The sequence below is a fragment of the Saccharothrix hoggarensis genome (assembly GCF_052936025.1).
The window spans coordinates 1,938,229-1,960,723 of record NZ_CP193624.1; the positions used below are offsets into that span (position 1 = coordinate 1,938,229).

Here is a 22,495-nt window from a genome sequence, read left to right on the forward strand (position 1 = left end):
TCACCTCGTTTCGGGTCGGGCCGGTCGGGCGGGGTCGGTGACGGCGTTGCGCAGTTCGCGGGCGTACTCGCTGCCGCAGCGCAGGTGCGCGCGGATGGCGCTGGCCGACGCGGTGGGCGGCAGGTCGCCGGCCGCGATGGCGGCCCGCAGTCGGGGCAGCAGTTCGGCGGCCCGCGCGGACAGTTGTGCCTGAACGATCGCGGTGTCGGCGGTGTCGGCGACGATCACCGGAACCGGACCGGTCGGGGTGCCGGCCGGGCTCGCCGACGCCGGTCGGACCGGCGCGGTGTCGGTCGCCGCTGTCGGGGTGTCGGGGCGGGCGGGGGCGGTGTGGTCGAGGTCGGCGAACCCGGCCCAGATGATCGGCATGACGGTGACCGCGCCGACCGCGACCAGGGGGCCGATCGCGTGGGCGAGCAGCGCCATCGGTCGGAAGCCGTCGGCCACACCGGGCAGGTAGGGCCAGACGTTGAGCGTCAGCGTGACCGCCAGCGCGCCGAACTCGACCGCGGTGAGGTGCGGGTGGCGCAGGATGTGCCCGCGGGTGGTCAGGAACGCCTTCGCGCCGACCACGACCAGCAGCACCGCGGACACGAACGGCTCCACCGCCCACGCGGCCCACCACGCCGCGCTGAACCGGGGGACGCCGATGGTGAGGGTGTGGTGCACGCCGGTGGTGGACCACGCCAACGCGCCGATCAGCGCCACCAGGGCCACGACGGTGAGCACGAGCCGCACCCGCGCGGCCTGCCACGCCCGCGCCATCGGGTTCTGCCCGAGGGCGTGCAGGCGGGCGGCCTCACGGGACCGTTTGAGCGCCTTGCGCACCCGCGCGGTGTCCACCAGCAGCGGCGCGGTGTCGCCCTGCAACTCCAGCAGCCGGTGCGCCTCCGCGACCTCGGCGGACAACCGCGCCACCCGCCGCGTGTCCGCGACGACCGGCGCCACACCCACAGCTGGCACGTCGCGGTGCCCGTCGTCCTGGTGCTCGTCGGGGACGGAGGCGGGGGCGGAGGCGGCGACGTAGCGCTCCAGCTCGGCGACGGTGGCGGCGAACGGGTCGGACTCGTCGGGGCCGGGCAGGGGAAGGGCGGTCGTGCTCATCGGGTCACCTCCACGTGGCGGGCGGAACGGATCGGGAACAGCGGTCCGGCGCGGCGACCGGCGCGGTGGCCGGCGCGCCCGGTGGCGCGGCGCAGCAGGACGGCCAGCACGAGGGCGGGCACGCCGACCACGACCAGGACGGCGGTGGGGTCGTCGGTCTGGGTGATCACGGCCCACTGGGCCAGGCCGATCAGCCCCGCCGTGATCAGCAGCTTCCACAGCACGACCACCGCGACCACGGCCAGGGCGGCGACCACCAGCAGCACGGGGGCGGGCACGGTCAGCAGACGCTCACTCATCGTCGGCGACCCCCGTCCGCTGCCGCTCGACCAGGCGGAACCGGTCGCGCAGGTAGGCCGGGGCGGTCTCCCAGGACCGGCCGGGGTGGGTGGACTCGAATGCGGCGCGGGCGGCGGGTTCCACCGCCGACTTGTGCGCCGTGTTGGTGCGCGACATGCTTCATCTCTCCTGACCCGCACTCTCGGGTGCGGTGTTGGGGTGGACCGGACCGGCGGCGGTTCCTGGCCGGGATGGGCCGCCGGTCCGGGCGCATCGTGGATGCCTACTTCTGGTTCTTCAAGTGGGGGAAGACGTCGATGGTCTTCGTGCCGCACTGGCACTTCCACACCTCGTAGGCGCTGCCGGTCAACGGGTTGACCCCGTGCCGTCCGGAGTCGCGGTAGCCCTGGTGTTCGTCCCACGCGGTGTTGCACTTGCCGTCGTCGCTCATGGCCTGGCCTCTCGTGCGGTTCGTGGATGGCGGGTGGGGTGTCACCAGGTCTGGCTGGTCTTGGCCGCGTGCCAGAGCTGGCAGACCTCGCTGCCGCAGGTGTGACCGTCGGCCAGCCGGCCGACGCGCTTGCGCCGGCCGCAGTGGCGGCCGTTGCGGCCGGTGGGCGCGGTGCAGTGGGTGGCGCTGGACTGGGTGATCAGGGCGCGGAACACGGGGAACTCCTCACCCGCACTCTCGGGTGCGGTGTTGGGGTGGACCGGGCCGGCGGCGGTTCCTTGGCCGGGATGGGCCGCCGATCCGGGCGCGGGGCTACGGCTCCAGTTCGCGGGGCGTGTCCGGGCGGCGGATCGGCGTCCGCCGGGTGGGCTGGTCGGTGCGGGTGGCACGGGCTCGGACAGGCCGCGGGGCGGGCGGGTAGGCGGCGGTGACGTAGACGCGGACGAGCACCGAGTTGCCCCGGTTGCGGTAGGGACGGCTGACCTCGTGCACGTCGTAGATCTCCCGCAGGGCTTCGACGGCGCCCGCGGCGACCTCGTCGGGAGTCAGTTCGAGTCGGATCTTCACGGCGGATTTCCTCCCGGTGTGGACGGTGCGGCAGCCGACGTTGAGGTCAGTCGTCCTCGTAGTCGTCGTCCTCGTCGTCCCACTCGTCGGAGTAGGCGGCGGGGTCCACCTCGCCGGACCCCTCGCACTCCTCGCACGGCGTTCCCGCGAACCAGCGGTCGACGCCGTCGCCCATGCACTGCGGGCACTCCATTGGTGTTCTGCCTTTCCATCGGGTTTGGTGCGACGTGGTCGGAACGGCCAGATCCGGAGGTCGTCGCGGCGGACGTTCGCCGGTGCCGTTGTTGATGTCGGTCGTTGGCAGGTGGGGATGGGAACTACACGGTCGGGCGTCGCCGACGCGGATGTGGACCGAAGGTCCGTTGCGCCGCAACGACTTCCGCGACGTCCGTGCCGGGGGCGGGCCTCACGGCCAGGTCCGGGCGGGTTCAGGGGGTGGTGAGCCTGCGGCCGGTGGCGACGTCGTGGGTGGGCTTGTCGCCCCGGTAGCGCCGCCAGGCGGCGACGATCGCGGCGTGCAGGACCGTGTAGGGCGTCGAGCGGTCGTGCTCGGCGCGCACGGCCCGGTGGAACGCCACGACGCCGAGGTCCGGCTTGTCCAGCAGGACCAGGCGCGCCGTGTCGTCCACGGCGTGCGACAGGGACACGGACTCGTCCGTGGGTGCGCTCATGACCGGTACCCGCGCTTTCGGATCGTGCGGTTGTCGGGGTGGACCGGACCGGCGGCGGTTCCTTGGCCGGGATGGGCCGCCGGTCCGGGCGAAGTCAGTGCGCGAGGGTGATGCCGGCCTGCATGTACAGGTCCACGGCGTCGGCGAGGGCCTGGTCGTGGTCGAACGCCAGCGGCCCGAAGTCCGTCGACAGCACGTCGGTGACCGGCCACCAGCGGGCCTGGCGGGCGTCGTCGCCACCCACGGCGACGGGCATGTGGTCCAGCACCGCCGCGAACGCCACGGACACGACACGGCCGCGCGGGTCGCGGCCGGGGGTGTCGTAGATGCCGACCCGGTCCAGGTTCCACTCCTCGAACGCGACGCCGGTCTCCTCGTGCAGCTCGCGCACGGCGGCGGCGGCGAACGTCTCGTGCGGGTCGACGTAGCCGCCGGGCAGCGCCCACCGGCCCGCGAACGGGGCGTGGCCGCGCTCGATCAGCAGCACGTGCCACTGCCCGGCGGTGTCGGGGGCGAACAGCAGGACGTCGGTGGTGATGGCGGCGTTGTTGTCCTTCATGGCGCTCACTTCCCGTTCCGGTTCTTCTTGGCGGTGTTGGCGGGGTCCGGGATCTGGCACCCGCAGGTCGTGTCCACGGAGAACCACATGCCGTCGGTGGTCTCGGTCCAGTCGTCGTAGCGGCCGGTGCCGCCGCACTTGACGCAGTTGGGGTCGAACTTGAACTCCATGACGATTCCTTCCCTGCTCACGCGGCCGGCGCGATGCCGTCGGCGGCGCCGGTGGTGGTGTCGGCCAGCTCGGCGGCGTGGCGTTCGGCGTTCTCGGCGGCCTGGTGGGCGCGGTCGTTGACGAACGGGTCGTCGGCGTACAGGGCCACGTCCCCCCACAGGTCGGCCAGGATCAGCCACCAGTCCACGGCGTCGGGACCGGTCCGCGGCACGCACGCCGTGAAGTGCTCCGCCAACGCGAGCACCGCCGCCGCGTACCGGGCGGCCCGCGCCGCGACCCGCGCGGCCGTCACCGCAGCACCGCCGTCAGCAGCGACGCGACACCCAGCCACAACCAGTGCCACGACTGGTCCAGCGCGTACGCGCCGGTGCCCAGTGAGGGGTTGTCGTCGTGGTCAGGACGCGGCGCGCCGAGCGCGTAGAACCCGCGGTGACCGGTCAGCGTGGCGAGACGGGCCAGGGTGTGGCGCCGGTCCGCCCAGTAGTGCGTGACCGCCGACACCAGCTGACCGACAACGAACCCCGCCGGGGTGATCGGCAGGTCCAGCAGCCACCACAACACCGCGACCGTCCCCGCCGTCACCAGCGTGTACGACACCACGTGCCGCAGACACGCCACCCGACCCGCCCGCGACCGCAGGTTCTTGTGCGCGGCCTGCGCGTCGCTCTGCACCCAGTGGTCGGCAACGTTGTGCGCCACCAGCAACGCGGGCAGCGTCACCGCGAACGTCACCGCCGTCGCCATCGTGTCGAGCTGCATCACGCCACCCGCCCCTCGGCCATCACGGCGAGCCGGCGCGTCACGTCGGACGCGGCCACGAACACCGGGTCGACGTCCCGGTCCAGCGTGATGCCCAGCACCCGCTCGGCGCGGCCGACGTCGGCACCGTTCAGGTGGTCCCACACCTCCACCCGCGCGGTGCCCGCCGACGTGGAAATCTCGCCGACCGCCGCCACCCGGACGTAGCCGTCCTCGGGGAAGAACCGGACGAAGTCGAACCCCAGGGCAACCGCGGCGCGAGCCACCCCCGCCAGATCGGCCGCCCAGTCCCTACGCGACGCGACCTGCATGGACACATCGGCCCCGGTGACAGGTTGCGGATACGCCCGCACGTCCACCCCGCACACGTCCAACGACCCGCCGTGCTCGGCCAGCACCACGGCCGTCACCGCCGCCAACCCCGCCAGGTTCCGGCTCATCACGCCACCCGACCCGACATCGACGCGGCACGAGCCGCGGACCGGCGCGCGGCGTTGCGACGCGCCTTACGGCCCTTCCCCTTCGACACACCGAACACCGGCGCCGGAAGCGCCGCCGCCACGACCACCGGCCGCGACTCCCCCTCCAACTCCGCCTGCGCCTGCGCCACCGACACGCCGTACCGCGGCGTGATCCCCCGCAACGCACGGGCCGCGATCCGACGGTTCCGACGCTCCCGCGCCGAACCGTCCAACAGGCCCGACGTCAACGCGGCCGACGCGATCTCCACCGACACTTGCGCGTCCAACAGCTGCTCAACCACTACCGAGGTCAGACCATCCGGGTAGTTGGCCACGTCGTCCATCTCGAAACCTCCCAGGTGCTCGTCGCCACAGCGGCGACAGGAGGAAGCTAACAGTTGAATGGTTACCGAGTCAACTGTTAGGCATCATGGGAGGGTGCGCACGCTCGCTACCAGCGGAAACGACCGCCAGTCCAGTGTTAGGTCACTGGTATGCTTCTGGTCTGTGTCGAGCGATCCGGAGGCAGCATGACCGGCCAGACTCCACGTGTCTCGCGTGGCGAGTCCTTGCACCACCAGGTGGCGCGGAACATCAGGAACCAGATCGCGGCTGGGCTACTGCGTGACGGACAGTCCTTGCCGTCCACGCGCGAGCTGGCGCAGCAGTGGGGCGTCAGCGTCTTCACGATCAACGAAGCCATGAAGCTTCTCGTGGACGAGAACGTCATCATCAGCAAGCCGCGGGCGGGTCGCGTCGTCAACGCACCGGACGAGGCAGCCCATACCGAGGTGCGAGTGAAGACGCCTCAAGTTCTACTTGTCGGCGGCTACGCAGGCAGCGGCAAGACCGAACTGGGCCGGGTGCTGGCGCGCGAAACCGGTTGGCCGATGCTCGACAAGGACACCCTCACTCGGCCCGTTGTAGAGGCAGCGCTAGAAATCCTTGGCCGCTCGCCACACGACCGTGAGTCGGAGGAGTACGTGGCGCGCATTCGCCCGCGCGAGTATGAAGCGCTCATCAATGCATTGACGGAGAACGTTCAATGCGGTAACAGTGCAATCGTGACAGCGCCCTTCATCAAAGAATTTAAAGACATTGCTTGGCTGCACCGAATTGAAGCGACATGCAGGGAAATGCGAGCAAAAGTTTCGATTGTGTGGGTGTACTGCGATGCGGATACTATGCATACCTACATTCGGCACCGTGGAGCGGCTCGCGACGCAGCCAAGCTGGATAATTGGACTGACTATCTAGCGACCATTGACGTGGACTTCCGCCCACCGGTAGAGCACTCCGTGATTAACAACAGCGCCTCGGGAGCACCATTGCAGGATCAGGCGCGAGATTTGGTCAAGTCCGTGGCTGGTAGCAGCTGACCGCAGCGGTGTTGATCGTAATAACTGACGTACAGTTCAGGGGAAAGCGATGCAGGTACTCGTTAGCAACGAGCCCGACGACGAAGTTGGCGTGGAAAAGCTGTCTGACCTAAACGGCGTTGAGGTGTGCACCTATGACCCGAACGTTTCGGTATTGACAGACACACAGCGCATGTCTGAGATCCTGCTTCCGCCGTACCGAGGGAGCCACCGACCGATTCCGCTGGTCGAACAACTACCCAACCTCGGCATGGTTCAACTCCTATCGGCGGGGGTGGACGAATGGGCGGAGCATGTGCCCGATAGTGTGGTCTTGTCAAGCGCTCGTGGTGCCCATGCTGGCCCGGTGTCTGAATGGGTGCTGTCTGCAATCCTCACCCAGTACCGTCAGTGGCCAGCGTTGGTGAGGTTTCAAGATTCCAGAGTTTGGGCACATCGGCGCTTTAACGCCGACACGCTAGACGGTAAACGCGTTCTGATCGTAGGCGCTGGCAGCATCGGGCGAGCCGTGGCCCGCAGATTGACAGCCTTCGATGTGAGTTGCACACTCGTCGCTAGCGCTCCGCGCGACGGAGTTCATGGAGCGGACGAAATTCCGGACCTGGTCCCAGGGCATCACATCGTGGTTATCGCCGCACCGCTTACTGAGAAGACCCGTGGACTCGTCAACGCCGAGTTCTTGGCGACCATGAGCGATGGTGCGCTACTAGTCAACGCGGCGCGCGGGAAAATTGTAGACACGATGGCCTTGGTTGGTGAACTGGAAAGCGGTCGCCTGCGTGCCGCTTTGGACGTTACCGAACCTGAACCGCTTCCTAAGGATCACCCGCTATGGTCCTGTCCCGGTGTAATAGTAAGCCCTCATTCGGCGCGGACAGTTCCAGGTGTCAACCTCCTATGCTACGAGGTTGCGGCGGCGCGAATCGCTGGTTTCATCAATCTCGGGACAGTTGCCCGGCAATCCGAGAAAGGCGCGCTGTGACCGCAACGGGGCATCTGATGAGACCGCTCCATTGATTGGAGATTCATGTACTTCAACACTTCGAAAACTTATTGGCAGTACCTGCGGCGAATGAGGTCTTCACCACCGCCAGCGGTGTTAGGAAATGATGCGCGACGTGGAACTTTCAATGCAGCGTTGGAGCAGTCGGAACAACTTTATACTGCGGCAACTTCCGTAGGTATGGAATCTAAGCCAATTTTGCTTTACTACGGGATTTACCAGGCAGGTCGAGCAATAGCCGCAGCTAATCCGGATAGATCCTGCCCTTGGCAGTTGCAAGGACACGGCCTGAAGGCTCCCAACCTAAGTGATCGCGACCGCGCGCCGGTCAGGGAACGACAGAGTCTCACCGACATGGTCGTTCGCGGCACGGGGAGAATTCAAGAGGCATACCCCACAATTGCAAGGATTCTAAATAGTCCCGATCTCACGACAGAGATCAAATTGGGCAGTCTCTTTGCATTATTGGACGAAACTCGCACGCGCACGTACTCCGGAGGGAGTTCCATGTTCGCATCGCTTAATGACATGCCAGCGCCTCTGGCTGTCAGCGTTGAGGCGTTTGCGACCAGAAATGGAATTGATGTTTTGTGCATCAACGGGCTCCCTGCGTCAATACTTCAAGCCCAGAACATGCAGGCGCTAGTTGGAGAGTTCTTGCGCCGGTTCTATCCGCAATTTAATGACCAGTGGGAAGTCGGGAACATTGACAATGGTAGCGGCCTCGGTCGGAAAGGCTGGTTGACGCTGACGAGGCAAGGTGAAATAACCGTTAAAGATTCTGACTACTTCACGCCTGCGGATGAGGATCGATCCGCCCTAGAGCGGGAACTCGGCGTGAGAAAACCATACTTCTCATTCGACGATGTGGTGGATCCAACTTTGCCTGAGCAAGGGCGTACGTTACACCGTCTATGCGCATGGTGGGCGGCACTATTTTATTTGTCAATGACGGCGCGGTATGCGCCGAATGCCTGGACGGATGATTTGAACGTTGACATGAGCCCTCATGCCGTAGGCCTGGAACAGCTGCTGGAATTTGCACTTGAAGAAGTTCCCTGCCTAGTGGGTGAAGTGATTGAGAGCTTGGCAAATTAGAGATTCCGATCCCAGCGCTGATCCGCTGGTGGTCCGGGCCTCTGGAAGAACACCGGCCGAGCCTGGCGGGAGCCGCGGCTGGTTCACTTGATGCCCGGTCAGATAGCAGGCAGGGGCGCACATCCATCAGGTGTTGGTTCGGCCGCCCACCCGAGTAGAGTGTTCGTCATTGTGCCTGGTCAAGGCTAGTCCACTGTGGATGTTCACGTGGTGGACTGGGTGACTAACTGAGTGACAAACGGTGCGCACCCGTGCGGACGTCGATGGACGTCGGGGGACTGTTTGTGCTGGTCAAAGCCCTGATCGACCGTGGTGGAAACCCGCTGGAAAGTGCCTGGGGGTCAAGGGGTCGCAGGTTCAAATCCTGTCGTCCCGACGGTCGAAGTACGGCGAAAGCCCAGGTCAGGGCCTTGGATCACTACGGTGAGACAAGGCCCTGATTCTGTTTCCGGGCACGTCGTCTCACAATTTCTCACGAACGCTCGTACTGCTTCTTTCAGCCCAGGAGTTCACCGAGCTGATCGGCTGCCTGCCTCAGGTGCTCGACGTTCGGGTGGATGTAGACCCGCTTGGTGAAGCTGAGGTCCGCGTGGCCCGCCCAGGCGCTCACGATCACGTCCGGCACACCGGACGTCGCCAGGTAGGTCAGGCAGGCGTGCCGAGCGTCGTAGGGCCGGACCTTCCGCACGTTGGCCTGCTCCATCAGCTTGTGAATCGCGCGCCGAAGTCGATCGGTCTTCCAGGGTTGGCCCAGCTCGTCGACCAGCACGAACCCTGACCGCTCGTACAGCTCACCGGCTCTCATCGCCTCCGCGGCCTGCCTGGCCTTGAACGCCTTGAGTGCTGCCTGCAGGGGCGTGGGTAGAGGCAGCTTGCGCTTGCCCTTCTCCGACTTCGGCCCCTTCTCCTCGACTTCACCCTCGACCAGCGTGCGCGTCAGCTCGATCGACAGCGTCCCCTCGTCGAGGTCGACGGCGCTCCACCTGAGTCCGCAGACCTCGGCGGGCCGCATCCCGATCAGCGCCAGGAGCACGGGCGCGTGGAGCCGGTGGTCGCGGATCGCGGCGAGGAACTGTCTCACCTCCATCTCACTCCAAGGCACTCGCAAGGCCGCCGCAGCCGCCGCCTTGCGCCGCGCTTCGCGCGGGATCTGGGTGTACTGGGCGACGTTGCGGACTACCAACCTGCGCCGCATCGCCACGTTCAACGATGACCTGAAGCGCCCCAGTGTGAGCTGCACGGACCGGACGCTGAGCCCGCTGCCGACCCTCCCGCCGCGCTTCCGACCGGAGGTGAGCATCCAGCTGACCAGCTCGTCCACGTCCTCTTCGGTGACGTCTTGGAGCCGCTTCCCGCCGAGCCGCTCGCGCACCGGCAGCAACGCGTCTGCGTAGTTGGCGGCGGTGGCCTTCTCGACGTCGACCGTCGTGGACTTCAACCAGGTGTCCAGCCAGGCCGACACCGTGGTCTTGTCGGGTCCGACGAACGTCCCCTCGTCGGTCTGGTGCTTGACCTTGGCGTACTCGGCGCGGGCTTCCTTCTTGGTGTCGTAGGTCTTGGTCAACTGCCTACGCTTGCCGGTCGCCGGGTCGCGCCCGATGTCGATCACGAACCGGTACCTCGTCGTACCGTCCTTCAACTCGATCTTCTTGATCGGGTCACCCACGAGCTTGCAGCTCCTTAGTTCAGGCCCCCTCCGATGAGCCGAGAGGGGGCAGCAATCCGAGTTCCCGGGCCCTGCGGATGTACCGCGCCGCCTGCGTCCGCGACCTGTTCATCACGTTGGCCACGGCCACCGCAGGTGCCCTGTTGCCGGCTGCCACGGCGCCGGAGTAGATCCGCGCCGCGCGCCGGGCGTCGTCGTCGGCCTGGTTGCGGACGCGCTCGTCCGCGGTCGAAGACGCTTCACGACGGTCGACTGCCTGCGCACCGAGCGGCAAGGTGGCCAGCCACTCGTCCCGCACGGAGGCGGGCACAGTTGCCTTCTCGACAGCAGCGCGCACGAGTTGGTCGACGAGGATCTGCCGCATCACCGACGTGGTAACCGGCGCCGCGGCCTTGCCCTTCACGGCCACCGACAGCACCACGGGCCGCAGGTCGGTGCCGACGAACACCTCCATCGTCGCCGCGACGTCCGGCTCCTCCAACGCGAAGTTGGCTTGGAACCGGGTCGGTACAGCGGTGTCCGGACCCGTCTCCAGGTAGCCGATCGGTGCCAACTCGTCGATGGTCACCCAAGCGATCCGGAAGTTCTTCGGCAGGCGAGGCACGGCAGAACGATACGCACCCCCTTCCGATCTCTGCGGTCTTGTGCGACCCAAGGTATGCCATCGCCACGGCATGGCCAATGTCTTTGCATGCTACCGTCGATGACATGACTACCGGGGGGCAGTCTCGGGCGGAGCGATCCGCCGAGCTGCAGACATGGATTCGGACGGGAAGAGCGCGGCGGCTGCGCGTCGACGCGGGTCTCAGCCAAGCTCTGGTCGCACAGGACTGCGAGGTCTCGGCGTCCACTGTGCACCGCTGGGAAGCGGGGAGCCGGCTGCCTCGCGGCCGCAACATGCTGGCCTACCACAGCTTCCTCGCACACCTCGCTGAGCACGAACAGCGGGGAGGTGAGTGGGATGAGGAGTAGGCAGAACCGACCGACGCTGGCAGAGATCAAGGCGACCTGGCCGCCCGCCGTGGACGTCACGACGGCGGCCTTGGCGTTCGGGATGAGCCGCAGCAAGGCGTACGACCTCATCGCTCGTGGCGAGTTCCCGGCCAAGGTGGCGAGGTACGGGAGGCGGCTCGTGGTCATCACCGAGTCGGTCGTTCGTGCTCTGTCCGCAGGGGACTGACGATGTCGCTCACACAGTTCGACAGACACATGAGCGGTGCGCACGGCGAGTTCCGCTACCTCTTCGAACTGCCTGGGGAGCCGCTCCAGGGAGAGCAAGATATGTGCGAACTGATAGTTCGCACCAAGGTCGCCACGCGATCCGAACCGCTGTGCTCGGCGAGCAGCCCTCCCGTGCACGCCTCTGGCCGGCGGGCCGGGAACGGGGGAGGGGTGCTGTGAGCAACGAGCAACACCGGCGTGGCACAGGCCGCGATGTGCGGCTCGGCAACCGCGAGGCAGTGCCCAGTGGGACGGCGAAGCGCCGAGCGCGTACGTCGGTGTCCTTCACCGACATCGAGTGGGCGGCCATCACGATCGCGGCTTCGCTGGACGGCATGCGGGCGGGAGCGTGGATCGCTCGGGTCGCGTTCGACGAGGCCGCCCACCGCAACAGCGGAGCCCGGCTCGACCGCGACGCCTTCGCCGCTCTGGCGGCAGCGGTGCAGGAGCAGCGCAGGGTGCTGGCCAACGTGGGCGGCAACCTGAACCAGTTGGCGAAGGCGACCAACGCGACCGGTGGCACCGACAACCCGGAGGCCGCGGCGCGGTTGTTGGGCCTCGTTCGTCGCGTGGTGGGTTCCACCGACGAACTGCTCCTCCAGATCCGGGCGAAGATGCGATGAGAACGGGAGCGTGACGGGGCGGAGTGCTCAGCACTCCGCCCCGTCCTACCTCTCCCGAGCGACTGCCGGTGTGCCGCCCAGCCACACGAGGTGCAGCTGTCGCACCTCGGCGTCTCCCGTGCTGAGTTCGAAGGTCATCAGGGCGCGCTCCGCGCTGTCCGACACCAAGCGGAAGTCACCCTCGACCGAGTTGACGCCGGCCCGGTCGCCGTAGTCCAGGCCGTACCCCGCGACGCGTGCGTACTGGCGGTCGCCGTACTCCTCGACGATGGCGAACGGTCGCGGCGCCTTTTCCCGTACGAGTTCGTTCACGAACACATCGAACCCGTCGTCGGTCCTGTGCTCCGAGCTGATGTGCACCGGCTCGCTCACGTGCTGCCCCTTCTCAGGTCGTTGATGATGTTGGCGAGTTCGCCTCCGGGCAGCAGGCAGTGCCCGGTCTCTTCGGGGGACACCAGCCATGACGCTGCCGTCTCGCCGATCACCGTCGGCGGCAAGGGCAGCGGCGACCCGCTCCGCAGCGCGCGCACCTTCCTCCATGCCAAGACCAACGGGAACGGCGGTTCGATCAGGAAGTAGGCCAGCGGAGCCCTGGGTAGAGCCAGTACGGGTGTCGGCTTGGAGCTGAACCTCGGGTGATCGGTGATGTCCTTCGCCAATGACTGGTGCACGGACACTGCACCGAGGTTCGCCCCCGTAACGGTGAGCACCGCTGGTGCCTGACCACCTGCCGCAGTCCACCACTGGTGGATCACACCGGGATCGGTCGTGGCTGCTTCGACGGGACGCAATACGGCACCCGTGGTGGGTTGACCGTCGTCGGGGTCGACGAACCGACCACCGCGCCACACGGCTCCCGGCAGCACTGGCCAGCCGAGTGCGGCGTACTCCAACGCTGCTCCCATCTCACCGGAAACATTCGAGGTGCTGCGTAGCGCCGCGTCATCTGCCAGGGGCGTAGGAGCCGATGGCGAACCCGCGGTGACCGGCACGACTTCGAACAGGTCGTCGAATTGCATTGGCACGAGCACGACCAAGGCACCGGCGATGAAGGCGGGGCCTGGCTGGAGCGCGCCGTGCATCACCCGTGACACGGTGGACCGGTTGACGCCCATCGCCTTGGCCAAGGCATAATCGGAGTGGAAGCTGGCGAGCTTGGCCGCGCTGCCGAACCTGCGGGAACGCAGTCGGACGGTATGGGGCGCGCCGGCGGGCTGCTTCTTGATCATGGGGCAGCCGAACCGCCGGTCGCGCGCTGGACCCCGTCAACCGCAGCAGCCAAGGCCGGTAGGTCAGGTCGGGCCAGCGGACCACCCGCCTGCTTCCTTCCTCGCCGGGGATATGGCTGCCCGGTGGCCTTCAAGGCGATGGCTTTGGCCACCTCGGCGAGGTCGAAGGCCAGTGCCGCCTCGACCTCGGCCAGATCGAGGGCGCCACGCATCTCACCACCCGGTCCGGACGGCGGAGGAGACGCATGCGCGCTCTCGTCCATCAGCCGAACGATGTAGCGTGCCAACTCGGTGTTGACGCTGCTCAGCCAAGCGTTGAACAGCAGTTCGTCCCTGGTCACCCCCAACCACCGGCCCAACTCGTCAAGCACGCTCGCCGTGCACCCTGAGGCGCTGCCACGCCTGCTCACCACCCGTCATCGGCTCAACGGCCCAAAGCTCGGTACCGGTGGCCAAGTTAGGGACGACCGAGCGTCACGAGTCGTACAAAATGTGCAACCTCTCCCCAGCTACCCTTGCGTCATCAACTCGGGAGAAGCCGAGGAGGTCGGATGCCCGACACCGCCGGTGAGATCGGCAAGCGAGTCCGCTACTGGCGCCTGCGCCGCAACCTCGGCCGCAAGCAGTTCGCCGACATGATCGGTCGCTCGACCTCGTGGCTGGACAAGGTCGAGTCGGGTGAGCGCAGCCTCGCACGCATCCCGGTCATCGAGCTGGTCGCCGACGCCCTCGCCATCGACCCCAGCGTCCTCACCGACGCACCCGCCGCAGCCCGAGCCGCCGACCGCGTGGACGCCGCCGAGGTCAGCGCCATCCGCGCGGCACTCGGCCGCTACCCCGGCCTGGCGGCCGCGGACACCAAGCCTGCCGGCGTCGCCCAACTCGCTCGCCAGGCCGACTACATCGAGCACGCCTGGACGTCGTCCCACTTCACCACCGTCGCCCAACACCTGCCGAAGCTGCTGGAAGCAGCGCAGCGCGCAGCCCTCGCCGCACCGCCGGCCGGGCAGGTCGACGCCTACCGCGTGCTCATCGCGGCCTACCGCCTGGCCTCCTCGATGCTGCTCAAGTTCGAGAGCCACGACGTCGCCTGGCTGGCAGCCGACCGCGCCATGCACACCGCCCTGGCGGTCGACGACACCTGGTCGCAGGCGCGGGCCACGCGCAGCGTCGCCCGCGCCATGAGCGCAGCCAGGCAGCGCACCGAGGCGGTCGAGACCCTGCTGAGCATGTCCGACCGCATGCGCCCCGAAGTGCCCAAGCACCCGACGAGCCTGCTCTCCCTCCACGGCATGCTCCACCTCGCCGCCGCGATCACCGCAGCCGAGCAGGAAGACACCTCCCTGGCCCTGTCCATGCACCAGGAAGCCACCCAGGCTGCTGAACGCATGGAGCGCCACTACGACACCCACCACACCCACTTCGGCCGCGCCAATGTCGCCATCCACCGCGTCGCCGCGCTCGTCCGCCTCTACGAAGCCGGAGCAGCTCTCAACTTCGCCGCGACGATCCCCAGCAGCGCTCTCAACGAGCTACCGCCAGAACGCCGGGCCAACCACCTGCTCGACCTGACCGAGGCCAACGCCCGCTGCGGCAACTTCGTCGAGGCCACCCGCGCCCTCGCCCAAGCTGAGCGAACCGCACCCCAAGAAGTCCGCAGCCGCCCCTTGGCCCACGGCTTGTTGAGGATGCTGCTGTCCAACACCACTGGCGAGCCCGCTCGCATGGTGAAGCAGATGGCCGAGCGAGCCGGAGTGCCCGCGTGACCGAACGAGTCCTCTACCTGATGATCTGCGGCGCCGGACCCGCCAAACACGTCGACGTCGCCATCAAGCTGGCCCAGGAAGCAGGCTGGTCGGTCTACTGCATCGCTACACCAGCCGCCGTCGAGCACTTCCTCGACCTCGACGATCTGCACCAGCTCACCGGCCATCCCGTGCGAACCGGCTACCAACGCCAAGGTCAGCCGCCGCTTCCTCCTGCCGACGCGGTGATCGTCGCACCGGCCACCTACAACACGATCAACAAGTGGGCGGCGGGCATCGCCGACACCTATGTCCTGACACAGCTTGCAGAACTCACCGGCCTGGGCGTGCCGATCGCCGTCCTGCCCTTCGTGAACACGGCTCTCGCGAACAACGCCGTGCTCCACCGAAGCTTCGAAGTGCTGCGTTCCTCAGGCGTGAAAGTGCTGTTCGGGCCGGGAGGATTCGAGCCCCACCTGCCTCGGCAAGGTGGGCGTGCTTTGGCCCACTACCCGTGGCGATCAGCCATCGAAGCGATGGAGTAGCACAGCGATTCCGGCGTGAGCCAGCAATTTCCTAAGCACTTGGAATACTCACTCATTCGAGTGACGGCCGCTGTGGTCCGGCTTGCCAACGGTGTACGGTTCGAGCCCAGGCGGTCGCGGTCCGCCTTGAGGCAGCTCCGACATCCCGGCTGGGGCGAGTGCCTTCTAAGCGTGCCATCGGGTGCGCACCGCGAGTCGTCACGTGCTGCGCGAGGTAGAACCTCATGGCTCGCAGCGTCGGCCGGGAGGCGTCTGCGGAGGACTCTGTGGCTCGGACACGATCGGACTCCTTGGGTGCGCGTTTGGAGCTGCGTGCGCTGTGCACGGGTGAGCACCCGAACATCGCTCGCCGGCAGCTCTTGGCCGAAGGCGGGACGCTGATCCCCGCTGCGGTGGACGGGCAGCACCAGTTCGAGGCGGCCCTGTTGCCGCTGATCAGGACGGCGAGCGGAGCAATCGCGCGTAATAGGCCGCCGGGCGGCAGCGAGGCGGTGGTGAAGGAGGCGCGACTGCGCACCGACTCGCTCTCGCTCCACTTGGCCGACCAAGTCCTGCACCAGGTGCTCGCCCGGTCGCTGCCTACCGTGACCCCGCTCGGGGTGAACGGGATACCGGGTCTTCGCCCCGAGGTCGGGCGCGACTTCCTGGACTTGAACGTCATCGGCGCCAACGGCGACCGTACTGGGCACGTAAGGCTGTTGGGCGTGACACCAGAACGATGGCGTGCCGCGCAGCGCGGCCTCGACCAAGTCCTCCTGGGCAGGGAACCGGTGTGGAAGCGCCGAGGGAGTGCTCTTCACGTAGCTGAGCGCCGGTCACTCGACAACGTGGTAGCCGCGCCGACCGACCTGATGAGTGCGGTGCTGCGGCGCTTCCCGTTGTGGCGGCACTCGGCCTGGCTCGACAGCGCGCTCAACGGTGACTCGTTGCGAGTGCGGTGGAAGCACGGACTCTCCGATGAGGTCGTCATCGCGATCTTGACGGAATCCCTGTGCCGGATCCCGGGTGTCACCGCGGTGCCGGAGCAGTTGTCCGAGAAAATGCGCGGCATCCTGCTGTCCTACGCTGAAGTCGCTGCTCGGACGTCCCACGACGATGCCTGGGCTTGGGTCGAACTGCGGGCGCTTGACCTGGCAGCTGCTGCGGAACTCGACTCGACCGAGCTCGCACTGGTACCGGAAGTCTGGGACCACCATGAGATGCGAGACGCGTTGGCACGCCGTGAGCTCAGCCTCGTCTATCGACTCCTGCGGCGCCACGGTGTGTCGAACGAACAGATAGCGACTCTAACCGGCCAGTCCGAGGCGGAGGTCGTCGAGATCCTGAAGGGCCGCCAGGTCATGGCCTACAACGTGCTCGCGCAGATCGCACGTGGGTTGGGTGTGCCGCGGGGGTACATGGGACTGGCCTACGACGAAGCGGTAGCGGTCCGCGCTGCTGCTCTGGCAGAAACGCCAGATCGCTCGGCCACCGCGGAGAGTGAGTCGGTGAAGCGGAGGAAATTCCTCGCTCACGCCGCTGCGATCACGGTCGGCAGTGCCGTGTTCGGCACGGGGGCACGGACTTGGTTTTCCTCGCCCGCCTTGCTTTCCGCGCCTGATCGCATCGGTATGAGCGACGTCCGCCGAGTGGAAGCAGCCGTGCGCAATTTGCGCGGGATCGACCGCATGTACGGTGGCCGATCCCGCCGTGAGGCGGCCATGAGTCAGCTTGCCTGGGCACGAGGGATGCTTGGTTCCATCACCGCACAGGAGGTGAGACAGCGGCTCCAGGTCGCGATGGCGGACCTGCACGATCTGGCGGGTTGGGCATCGTTCGACGCCGGACTCCACAATGTGGCCCGCGAGCACTTCGATCGTTCCCTCGGCTTGGTGCGGCGCAGTCACGAAGAAGGCCTTGTCGCCAGTGTGCTGGAACGCATGGGTGGCGGCCGTTTGGTGATCGCGGGAGACTACACGCCCGGAACGGGACTCGTCCGTGGTGAACGAGGTGCACACCTCGGACCGCGTGTGATGGAGGCGTGGCGGGCTGCCAGGGAGTGCTTCGGCCAGGGGTTCTCGCTCAACGATCTGCTGAACACCGAGGCTGGCCTCGATTTCCTTCGCTGACTGACCGGGCTTCGCCGCGCTTCCGCGTCCCCACTCCGATCGGGTGGGGAGAACCGACATCCACCCGCAGTGAACCGTCGGTGGAGGTGGGCGCGTGCCCGATGAAGAGAACGACCAGCGACCGCCAAACAAGATCGAAAAGACCCGTCGCGAGAGCCTGTCCGAACAGCTGACCCTCGTCCTGTGCGCCCTGGTTCATGTGGTCGCATTGGTCGGCGAACTGGTTGACCTGCTCTCCAGTTGACGAGCTGGTGGCGTCCGGCACGGGCGCCACCAGCGTGGAGCAGAGGGTGCACATCGGATGAAACGAGGGGACCTTGTCAGCTGTCGACTTCGAACGCCGGGGTGTACCCCTGGCCCATACCGAGGTGTTCGTAGGCGACGGTGACCCGTGTGCGGTTCCACCTGTGCCCGAGCATGAGGGCAAGGCCGCCTGGCCCGGCCATGAAGAGGTGGATGCGCTTGGCACTCGGCAACTCGTCGAGTTCGGCGCGGACCAGGTTCCGGATCGTTTCCGCATAGGTGACGGCCTGTTCCGATCCGTCGATGGATTGGTCGTCGCTCCCACCGCCTGGCTGGATGGTGAGCAGGTGGTGGGCTGGGATGCCGTTGCGCTGCAGGAATTTGATCACGGCCGGTGTCGGGTCGATGGCGAAGCCAAGGGCCACGGCCAGATCAGGACCCAGGTTCAACTGCTGCCGCTGCAGTTGCGGTACGGGGATCGGGACCTTCCGGGCATCGGTCGACCACAGATGATGACCTTGGAGGTATCGCAAGGTGTGACCTCGGACGCTGGGAAGTGCGGCACCGACGCGGAAGAACGTCGCTTGGCGCATGGCACCGCGGACGACGGTGGAGCGCCAACCGCTCTCCTCCAGTGCTGCTGCCGCGTCCACGATTTCCTGCTCCATGCGGGCCCAGCCCGAAGCGTGCCGTGGCTGAACACGGACCTGGGGTTTGTCACCGTCGAACAGGTGGACCCAGTCCAGGGCGATGGTGGCTTCCTCGGCATGAGGATCCCTATCGATGGCTTGTACGACCAGGACCGCTGACGGGGGAGCTGGGTGCAGGGACTCCACTGCGCTTCGGATGTCCTGCTCGGGTACGGCCCGCTTGCCACTGGTAACCCAGCCCTCAGCAATGTTCAGCCCATGCTGGAGTGCCGAATCACTGCCGTCGAGACCAGCAGCGACCATCAGCGTGCGGACGTGTTCCTCCTCGGCACTGACAATCCTCCCTGTGACAAACTGCAGGTGTTCCAGCATCACGAGCAGTTCAGGGCGGCTCGCGCCGACGTGGTCCGCCCAGCGCTCTACAGCTCGCCCGGCTGTGCTGATCTGCTCCACCTGTTCCGCGTACGGCATCAGCAGGTCGGTGCGGCCGTCAACGTGCCCGAGCAGCGGGTCGGTGCGATCCAGGGCCCGGTTGGTGATCAGCCGCAGTGCGGGAGTCGCGCCGTTGGCGCTGAGCGTGAGGTAGCTGGCGTACAGCTTCTGCAGCAGCGACTTGCCTTTGCCGGACGTGGCGGTGAGAAAGCCCTCGTTGACCAGGTCAGCAGGGTTAGTCGCCCATTTGACCTGCGCGAAGATGTCAGGTTCCCCGGTACAGCTACGCAGGACCACGTCGTCGACGTTCCCGACCCCGTTGATCTCCACCTCCACCTGCGAGAAGCGGCGCTCGGGGCCGATCACGCGCATGGCAGCCCCCCACACGAACAAGTCCTGGAACCTGTCCCCGCTGCGTCGAACGCCCGACCTGGATGGTGGACCCGCTGCTGGGCGTTGTCCGTTCATCAAGCTTCCTGCCCCTGCCGTGGCGTTGACGAGGCGCGAGTGCTGGGGTGCGCGCCGTGATGCGCGACAGTGATCTCGATCGGGCCATCGGTGCGGTGAACGAGGAGGACCAGCGGATGCTCGTAGGCGATCGATGCCCGTCGTATGGACATCAAGTCTTGGCCGCTCGTCCCACTCCCCACCGGGTGGCTGTGCCAGTCACCCACGTACCCGAGCCACGGGTGCTCGTGTTCGGCGAGTGCCGTGTCGAGGGCAGCCTGCGCCGAACTCTCGTCCCTGCACCAGGAACTCACTGTTGCATTCGGGTCGGATACCTCGATGGCGTATCGGATGACCACTCGGCCGTTGGTCCACCAGCCCAGCAGCAACCCCCCGGTCTCCCGTGGGTACGCGGCTGAGGCCAACGCGGAGATCGTGGTCACTGCGTCAGCGTGCACCTCGGTCTGGGTCTTCCTGGGCTTCATGACGCCGCATCTCGCAGGACGTCGCTGGTAACCGTGCCCATCCGGTTGTAGAGCGGCTCAGGTTGAGGGCGCCGCACGACGGCCATGCTTGCAGGCAGTGCACACGTGAGCAAAGCAGCGTCGACGACGACTTGGTGCGCGAGTTCCGCTGCGGCCAGTACCGCGCCTGGTGGTGTCGGCGAGACCGTGCTGCCGCAACCGCGCTCTTGGAGTCGGATGCTGCTGTCGAGGCGGGGAAGAGCGGGTAGGTACTTTTCGCCGCTGCGGAGGGGCATCCGATCCACTCTGAGGACATCGCCATCGCGCTGCACGCATGCCGAGACCACCGCGTGCCCCGTCGCACGGCCGATCGAATCGGCGGCCGTGGCCAACAGGCTGCTCGCGTAGCCACTACCCGTGGCATCCAGCACCACTTGGTGGTCGCGAACGAGGGCTTCCGCTTCCTCCAAATCGACAAGAGGACCCCGAGGTACGTGGATGCCGGTGACGTCGGCGTCGACAGCCACCAAACATGCCCGTACCGCTTCGGTCTTGGGCCATCCGACGTACCTGTTGCCAGCGAGGTGCCGCACAACGTTGCCGGGGCGGAGGCGTTCCCCGTCGACGAGCGTAAGCCTGCGCGCACCCGCTCGGAAAAGCGTGTCCGCCGCGAAGGAACCTATTGCGCCGCAGCCTACGATCGCGATCCGAGTGGTCAACAGCTCCGGAGCAGCCGAGCCTGCGCGCAACATGCACGTCGCAGCGCTGGAATCAGCGCTCTCACAGGCGGTGACTCGGATGGCATTCGACGACTTTCGAACCCTTGTCACGAGGACGCCTTGCCTCGTGCCGCGCACGTAGAGGAAGAGGATGTGCGTAATGGCACCGACGGCGATCAACCGCCCCACCTCTGCGACACGAGGACCGAGCGCGACGGCGACGTCGTCCCAAGATCGCAGGGGGCTCGTCATGCAGCCGAGATCGGCCACCCACGCCAAGTTGCGGTCCCTGCGCCGTTGTCGTCGACCCGTGTCGAGATCGCCGACTCGTCGGCGCTCGTTCGTGATGACGATCGTGTGCGGGTTCGGTCCAGGCCCGGTGCGTACGGCGCGATCAGGTATCAAGGCGGAAACGTCGTAGAGCACCAGCCTGCGATCGATGTGCTCCCGCTCCAGGTAGCGCTCCAGGTCGCAGTCGTCATCACCGGGCCAACCGGCCGCGCTCTTGCAAAGCCAGCCACCGATGCGGTCGAGCAGCACATCCGGGCGCAGCCAGGGGGCCTGGTCGACCGCCCAATCATCCGTCCAGAGGCACAAGGAGCCGTCAGCATTCGCGTGGAACGTGGTCTCGAACGGCCCCCCTGCGTCCAGCAAGATCACCTTGGGAGGTAGGAACGGGAAGGTCGGCCCATGCCTGATCACCACACGAGCGATGTGGATCTGGTCAGTCGTCGAGTGGTGCCATCGCACAGGGCCGCAGAGGTGATCACCGTCATCGGTGAACCCGAGTGCCACCAGTCGTTCGCGCCACTGGTCCGCAGCCGCCGCGAAGGGGCTGCTCATGCGTACCGATCCTGCCCCGCCGGCACGGCCGGGGCTCCCCTGACGAGGGCGCGACCTGAAGACTTGGTGGACCCGTCGGGGTTGCAGTAGTCGGGTAGCGGGAACACGTATTCAGACTCTTCGGTGTTCTGTGTTTCACCCAGCAAGTTTCGCCACAGCACTGCAGACTTACAGGGGTCCTCTTCCTTGAGCGCCTTCTTCGCCAAGGAAGCCGCTTCGGCGATCCTCTCGGCCGCTGCCTCGATCTGCTCTGCCGTTGCCTTCGTCTTGATCGTCCGATCGTCGAGGGTGGGGTCGTCCGGTCCCTCATCCATGTAATCGGGGAGTCGTTCGGCGATTTCTCCCAGGATTACGGGCAAGTAACCGGCGATCGTGCTCTCATCGGGCTGCAAGTCCTGGAATGCATGGTAGGCGAGTACTTCGAAGTAGTAGCCGCCAGGCTGGTCATCCACCCAGGTTCGCCGAACCTGTCGGATGAGCTTCACCATCGGCACGTAGATGCCGCTCTCATCGTCGTCCGGGTTGAGCAGGAAGTCTTTGTTCGCGGCTGTCGTGAGTTCGGCCATCTTGATCGGGTTGGTCTCAACCCAGCTCGCCCGCCCGTCGTCTTCGATCTTTTCCGGGATCTGCCAGTGGTCATCCGGGTGGTCCGCGCAAGGGCGGGCGATGACTACGTCGACGGACAGGTCGAAGTCGGGAAACTCGATCATCACCGAGCGGTGCTGGCGCTTCACGCAGTACGGGAAGGCTTCCTCCAGGACTTCGGTCACATGATCGAGTATGTCTCCAGGGCGCAGCGATGACGTCGCCTTGGTCAGCCGGGCGAACACGTCGACGTCCTTGACCCGCTTGATCGACACGTGCCGACCGTACGACCCGATCAGGAACGTCGATATGCCGAGCTTCTTCAAGCGGTCATCTGCTTTCAGCGCCTCGGTGACCTGCTTGTGCGCTTCCTGAGCGTTCTTCGCGTCGTCCTTCGGTTCGATCTTGCTCAGTGCAGCTTCGAACGACTTGGCCAGGTTTGCCATCAACCGCCCCCTCCCGCTTTGGTGACG

33 protein-coding genes and 1 tRNA gene are annotated in these 22,495 nt (G+C 66.6%); 11 read left to right on the forward strand and 23 right to left on the reverse strand.

The annotated features are described in order from the left end of the window. From ACRAKH_RS09465 to ACRAKH_RS09530, 14 genes are all read right to left on the reverse strand, one after another. Positions 1–1,104: a hypothetical protein gene (locus tag ACRAKH_RS09465; protein WP_447009745.1), complete on the reverse strand. Its 1,104-nt coding sequence runs from the start codon at positions 1,102–1,104 to the stop codon at positions 1–3. Then, entirely contained in the window at positions 1,101–1,403 is a 303-nt protein-coding gene (locus tag ACRAKH_RS09470; RefSeq protein WP_380730599.1) for a hypothetical protein, read from the reverse strand. The genes ACRAKH_RS09465 and ACRAKH_RS09470 overlap by 4 nt, the downstream gene beginning before the upstream one ends. Beyond that, positions 1,396–1,560: a hypothetical protein gene (locus ACRAKH_RS09475; RefSeq protein WP_380730597.1), complete on the reverse strand. Its 165-nt coding sequence runs from the start codon at positions 1,558–1,560 to the stop codon at positions 1,396–1,398. Before ACRAKH_RS09475 ends, ACRAKH_RS09470 begins: the two co-directional genes overlap by 8 nt. A gap of 106 nt (positions 1,561–1,666) precedes the next feature. Continuing rightward, positions 1,667–1,834, reverse strand: a complete 168-nt coding sequence (locus ACRAKH_RS09480) for a hypothetical protein (RefSeq protein ID WP_380730595.1) — start codon at positions 1,832–1,834, stop codon at positions 1,667–1,669. A 41-nt stretch (positions 1,835–1,875) separates the two neighbouring features. After that, the gene (locus ACRAKH_RS09485; RefSeq protein WP_380730593.1) at positions 1,876–2,049 is read right to left on the reverse strand and encodes a hypothetical protein; all 174 of its coding nucleotides are present in this window, start codon (positions 2,047–2,049) and stop codon (positions 1,876–1,878) included. Between the two features lie 97 nt (positions 2,050–2,146). Continuing rightward, positions 2,147–2,401 (reverse strand): hypothetical protein, encoded by a 255-nt coding sequence (locus ACRAKH_RS09490; RefSeq protein ID WP_380730591.1) that lies wholly within the window; start codon positions 2,399–2,401, stop codon positions 2,147–2,149. 46 nt (positions 2,402–2,447) lie between these two features. Continuing rightward, positions 2,448–2,594 carry a hypothetical protein gene (locus tag ACRAKH_RS09495; RefSeq protein WP_447009746.1) on the reverse strand — a complete coding sequence of 49 codons (147 nt, stop codon included), beginning with the start codon at positions 2,592–2,594 and terminating at the stop codon, positions 2,448–2,450. A 235-nt stretch (positions 2,595–2,829) separates the two neighbouring features. Continuing rightward, positions 2,830–3,072 carry a hypothetical protein gene (locus ACRAKH_RS09500; protein ID WP_380730587.1) on the reverse strand — a complete coding sequence of 81 codons (243 nt, stop codon included), beginning with the start codon at positions 3,070–3,072 and terminating at the stop codon, positions 2,830–2,832. A 94-nt stretch (positions 3,073–3,166) separates the two neighbouring features. Next, positions 3,167–3,631, reverse strand: coding sequence for an NUDIX domain-containing protein (locus ACRAKH_RS09505; RefSeq protein WP_380730623.1), 465 nt, complete (start codon positions 3,629–3,631; stop codon positions 3,167–3,169). Between the two features lie 5 nt (positions 3,632–3,636). Continuing rightward, positions 3,637–3,801, reverse strand: a complete 165-nt coding sequence (locus ACRAKH_RS09510) for a hypothetical protein (protein WP_447009747.1) — start codon at positions 3,799–3,801, stop codon at positions 3,637–3,639. A 17-nt stretch (positions 3,802–3,818) separates the two neighbouring features. Then, complete coding sequence (locus ACRAKH_RS09515; protein ID WP_447009748.1) at positions 3,819–4,094, reverse strand: hypothetical protein; 276 nt, start codon at positions 4,092–4,094, stop codon at positions 3,819–3,821. After that, complete coding sequence (locus ACRAKH_RS09520) at positions 4,091–4,561, reverse strand: DUF3307 domain-containing protein (protein ID WP_447009749.1); 471 nt, start codon at positions 4,559–4,561, stop codon at positions 4,091–4,093. Before ACRAKH_RS09520 ends, ACRAKH_RS09515 begins: the two co-directional genes overlap by 4 nt. Continuing rightward, complete coding sequence (locus tag ACRAKH_RS09525; protein WP_447009750.1) at positions 4,561–5,001, reverse strand: hypothetical protein; 441 nt, start codon at positions 4,999–5,001, stop codon at positions 4,561–4,563. Before ACRAKH_RS09525 ends, ACRAKH_RS09520 begins: the two co-directional genes overlap by 1 nt. Beyond that, on the reverse strand, positions 5,001–5,366 hold the full coding sequence (locus tag ACRAKH_RS09530) for a hypothetical protein (RefSeq protein ID WP_447009751.1): 366 nt from the start codon (positions 5,364–5,366) through the stop codon (positions 5,001–5,003). The genes ACRAKH_RS09525 and ACRAKH_RS09530 overlap by 1 nt, the downstream gene beginning before the upstream one ends. Positions 5,367–5,552: 186 nt before the next feature. On the opposite strand from ACRAKH_RS09530, the gene ACRAKH_RS09535 reads away from it, so the two are divergent. The 4 genes from ACRAKH_RS09535 to ACRAKH_RS09550 all read left to right on the forward strand — a co-directional run bounded on the left by ACRAKH_RS09535 (position 5,553) and on the right by ACRAKH_RS09550 (position 8,877). Beyond that, positions 5,553–6,401 (forward strand): GntR family transcriptional regulator, encoded by an 849-nt coding sequence (locus tag ACRAKH_RS09535; RefSeq protein WP_380723328.1) that lies wholly within the window; start codon positions 5,553–5,555, stop codon positions 6,399–6,401. Positions 6,402–6,450: 49 nt separating this feature from the next. Beyond that, positions 6,451–7,383, forward strand: a complete 933-nt coding sequence (locus ACRAKH_RS09540; RefSeq protein ID WP_380723329.1) for an NAD(P)-dependent oxidoreductase — start codon at positions 6,451–6,453, stop codon at positions 7,381–7,383. A 45-nt stretch (positions 7,384–7,428) separates the two neighbouring features. Continuing rightward, positions 7,429–8,502: a YaaC family protein gene (locus ACRAKH_RS09545; RefSeq protein WP_380723330.1), complete on the forward strand. Its 1,074-nt coding sequence runs from the start codon at positions 7,429–7,431 to the stop codon at positions 8,500–8,502. A 274-nt stretch (positions 8,503–8,776) separates the two neighbouring features. Then, positions 8,777–8,877, forward strand: a tRNA-OTHER gene (locus ACRAKH_RS09550). A 121-nt stretch (positions 8,878–8,998) separates the two neighbouring features. On the opposite strand, the gene ACRAKH_RS09555 is transcribed toward ACRAKH_RS09550, so the two are convergent. Both ACRAKH_RS09555 and ACRAKH_RS09560 read right to left on the reverse strand, forming a co-directional pair. Further along, positions 8,999–10,168, reverse strand: coding sequence for a tyrosine-type recombinase/integrase (locus ACRAKH_RS09555; RefSeq protein WP_380723331.1), 1,170 nt, complete (start codon positions 10,166–10,168; stop codon positions 8,999–9,001). 19 nt (positions 10,169–10,187) lie between these two features. Beyond that, positions 10,188–10,772 carry a hypothetical protein gene (locus ACRAKH_RS09560; RefSeq protein WP_380723332.1) on the reverse strand — a complete coding sequence of 195 codons (585 nt, stop codon included), beginning with the start codon at positions 10,770–10,772 and terminating at the stop codon, positions 10,188–10,190. A 104-nt stretch (positions 10,773–10,876) separates the two neighbouring features. Between ACRAKH_RS09560 and ACRAKH_RS09565 the strand changes: the two genes are divergently transcribed. The 3 genes from ACRAKH_RS09565 to ACRAKH_RS09575 all read left to right on the forward strand — a co-directional run bounded on the left by ACRAKH_RS09565 (position 10,877) and on the right by ACRAKH_RS09575 (position 12,012). Continuing rightward, complete coding sequence (locus ACRAKH_RS09565; protein ID WP_380723333.1) at positions 10,877–11,140, forward strand: helix-turn-helix domain-containing protein; 264 nt, start codon at positions 10,877–10,879, stop codon at positions 11,138–11,140. After that, positions 11,130–11,348, forward strand: a complete 219-nt coding sequence (locus ACRAKH_RS09570) for a helix-turn-helix transcriptional regulator (protein ID WP_380723334.1) — start codon at positions 11,130–11,132, stop codon at positions 11,346–11,348. The genes ACRAKH_RS09565 and ACRAKH_RS09570 overlap by 11 nt, the downstream gene beginning before the upstream one ends. A 319-nt stretch (positions 11,349–11,667) precedes the next feature. Further along, positions 11,668–12,012 carry a hypothetical protein gene (locus tag ACRAKH_RS09575; RefSeq protein ID WP_380723335.1) on the forward strand — a complete coding sequence of 115 codons (345 nt, stop codon included), beginning with the start codon at positions 11,668–11,670 and terminating at the stop codon, positions 12,010–12,012. A 45-nt stretch (positions 12,013–12,057) separates the two neighbouring features. Here ACRAKH_RS09575 and ACRAKH_RS09580 read toward each other — a convergent pair whose 3' ends face one another. From ACRAKH_RS09580 to ACRAKH_RS09590, 3 genes are read right to left on the reverse strand one after another with little or no spacing between them, the layout of a single operon-like run. Further along, the gene (locus ACRAKH_RS09580) at positions 12,058–12,384 is read right to left on the reverse strand and encodes a hypothetical protein (RefSeq protein WP_380723336.1); all 327 of its coding nucleotides are present in this window, start codon (positions 12,382–12,384) and stop codon (positions 12,058–12,060) included. Beyond that, positions 12,381–13,241, reverse strand: coding sequence for a bifunctional DNA primase/polymerase (locus tag ACRAKH_RS09585; RefSeq protein ID WP_380723337.1), 861 nt, complete (start codon positions 13,239–13,241; stop codon positions 12,381–12,383). Before ACRAKH_RS09585 ends, ACRAKH_RS09580 begins: the two co-directional genes overlap by 4 nt. Continuing rightward, entirely contained in the window at positions 13,238–13,612 is a 375-nt protein-coding gene (locus tag ACRAKH_RS09590) for a hypothetical protein (RefSeq protein ID WP_380723338.1), read from the reverse strand. Before ACRAKH_RS09590 ends, ACRAKH_RS09585 begins: the two co-directional genes overlap by 4 nt. Positions 13,613–13,792: 180 nt before the next feature. On the opposite strand from ACRAKH_RS09590, the gene ACRAKH_RS09595 reads away from it, so the two are divergent. The 4 genes from ACRAKH_RS09595 (at position 13,793) to ACRAKH_RS09610 (ending at position 17,883) form a co-directional block, all read left to right on the forward strand. Then, positions 13,793–15,007, forward strand: a complete 1,215-nt coding sequence (locus ACRAKH_RS09595) for a helix-turn-helix domain-containing protein (RefSeq protein ID WP_380723339.1) — start codon at positions 13,793–13,795, stop codon at positions 15,005–15,007. Further along, positions 15,004–15,531 (forward strand): flavoprotein, encoded by a 528-nt coding sequence (locus ACRAKH_RS09600; protein WP_380723340.1) that lies wholly within the window; start codon positions 15,004–15,006, stop codon positions 15,529–15,531. The genes ACRAKH_RS09595 and ACRAKH_RS09600 overlap by 4 nt, the downstream gene beginning before the upstream one ends. Before the next feature lie 302 nt (positions 15,532–15,833). Beyond that, positions 15,834–17,639 carry a hypothetical protein gene (locus tag ACRAKH_RS09605; protein WP_380723341.1) on the forward strand — a complete coding sequence of 602 codons (1,806 nt, stop codon included), beginning with the start codon at positions 15,834–15,836 and terminating at the stop codon, positions 17,637–17,639. A 94-nt stretch (positions 17,640–17,733) separates the two neighbouring features. Further along, positions 17,734–17,883, forward strand: a complete 150-nt coding sequence (locus tag ACRAKH_RS09610) for a hypothetical protein (RefSeq protein ID WP_380723342.1) — start codon at positions 17,734–17,736, stop codon at positions 17,881–17,883. Between the two features lie 76 nt (positions 17,884–17,959). On the opposite strand, the gene ACRAKH_RS09615 is transcribed toward ACRAKH_RS09610, so the two are convergent. From ACRAKH_RS09615 to ACRAKH_RS09630, 4 genes are all read right to left on the reverse strand, one after another. Beyond that, complete coding sequence (locus tag ACRAKH_RS09615; RefSeq protein ID WP_380723343.1) at positions 17,960–19,336, reverse strand: SAVED domain-containing protein; 1,377 nt, start codon at positions 19,334–19,336, stop codon at positions 17,960–17,962. A gap of 95 nt (positions 19,337–19,431) precedes the next feature. Further along, positions 19,432–19,896 carry a Mov34/MPN/PAD-1 family protein gene (locus ACRAKH_RS09620; protein ID WP_380723344.1) on the reverse strand — a complete coding sequence of 155 codons (465 nt, stop codon included), beginning with the start codon at positions 19,894–19,896 and terminating at the stop codon, positions 19,432–19,434. Then, complete coding sequence (locus ACRAKH_RS09625) at positions 19,893–21,437, reverse strand: ThiF family adenylyltransferase (protein WP_380723345.1); 1,545 nt, start codon at positions 21,435–21,437, stop codon at positions 19,893–19,895. Before ACRAKH_RS09625 ends, ACRAKH_RS09620 begins: the two co-directional genes overlap by 4 nt. Beyond that, complete coding sequence (locus ACRAKH_RS09630) at positions 21,434–22,468, reverse strand: SMODS domain-containing nucleotidyltransferase (protein WP_380723346.1); 1,035 nt, start codon at positions 22,466–22,468, stop codon at positions 21,434–21,436. The genes ACRAKH_RS09625 and ACRAKH_RS09630 overlap by 4 nt, the downstream gene beginning before the upstream one ends. Between the last annotated feature and the right edge of the window lie 27 nt (positions 22,469–22,495).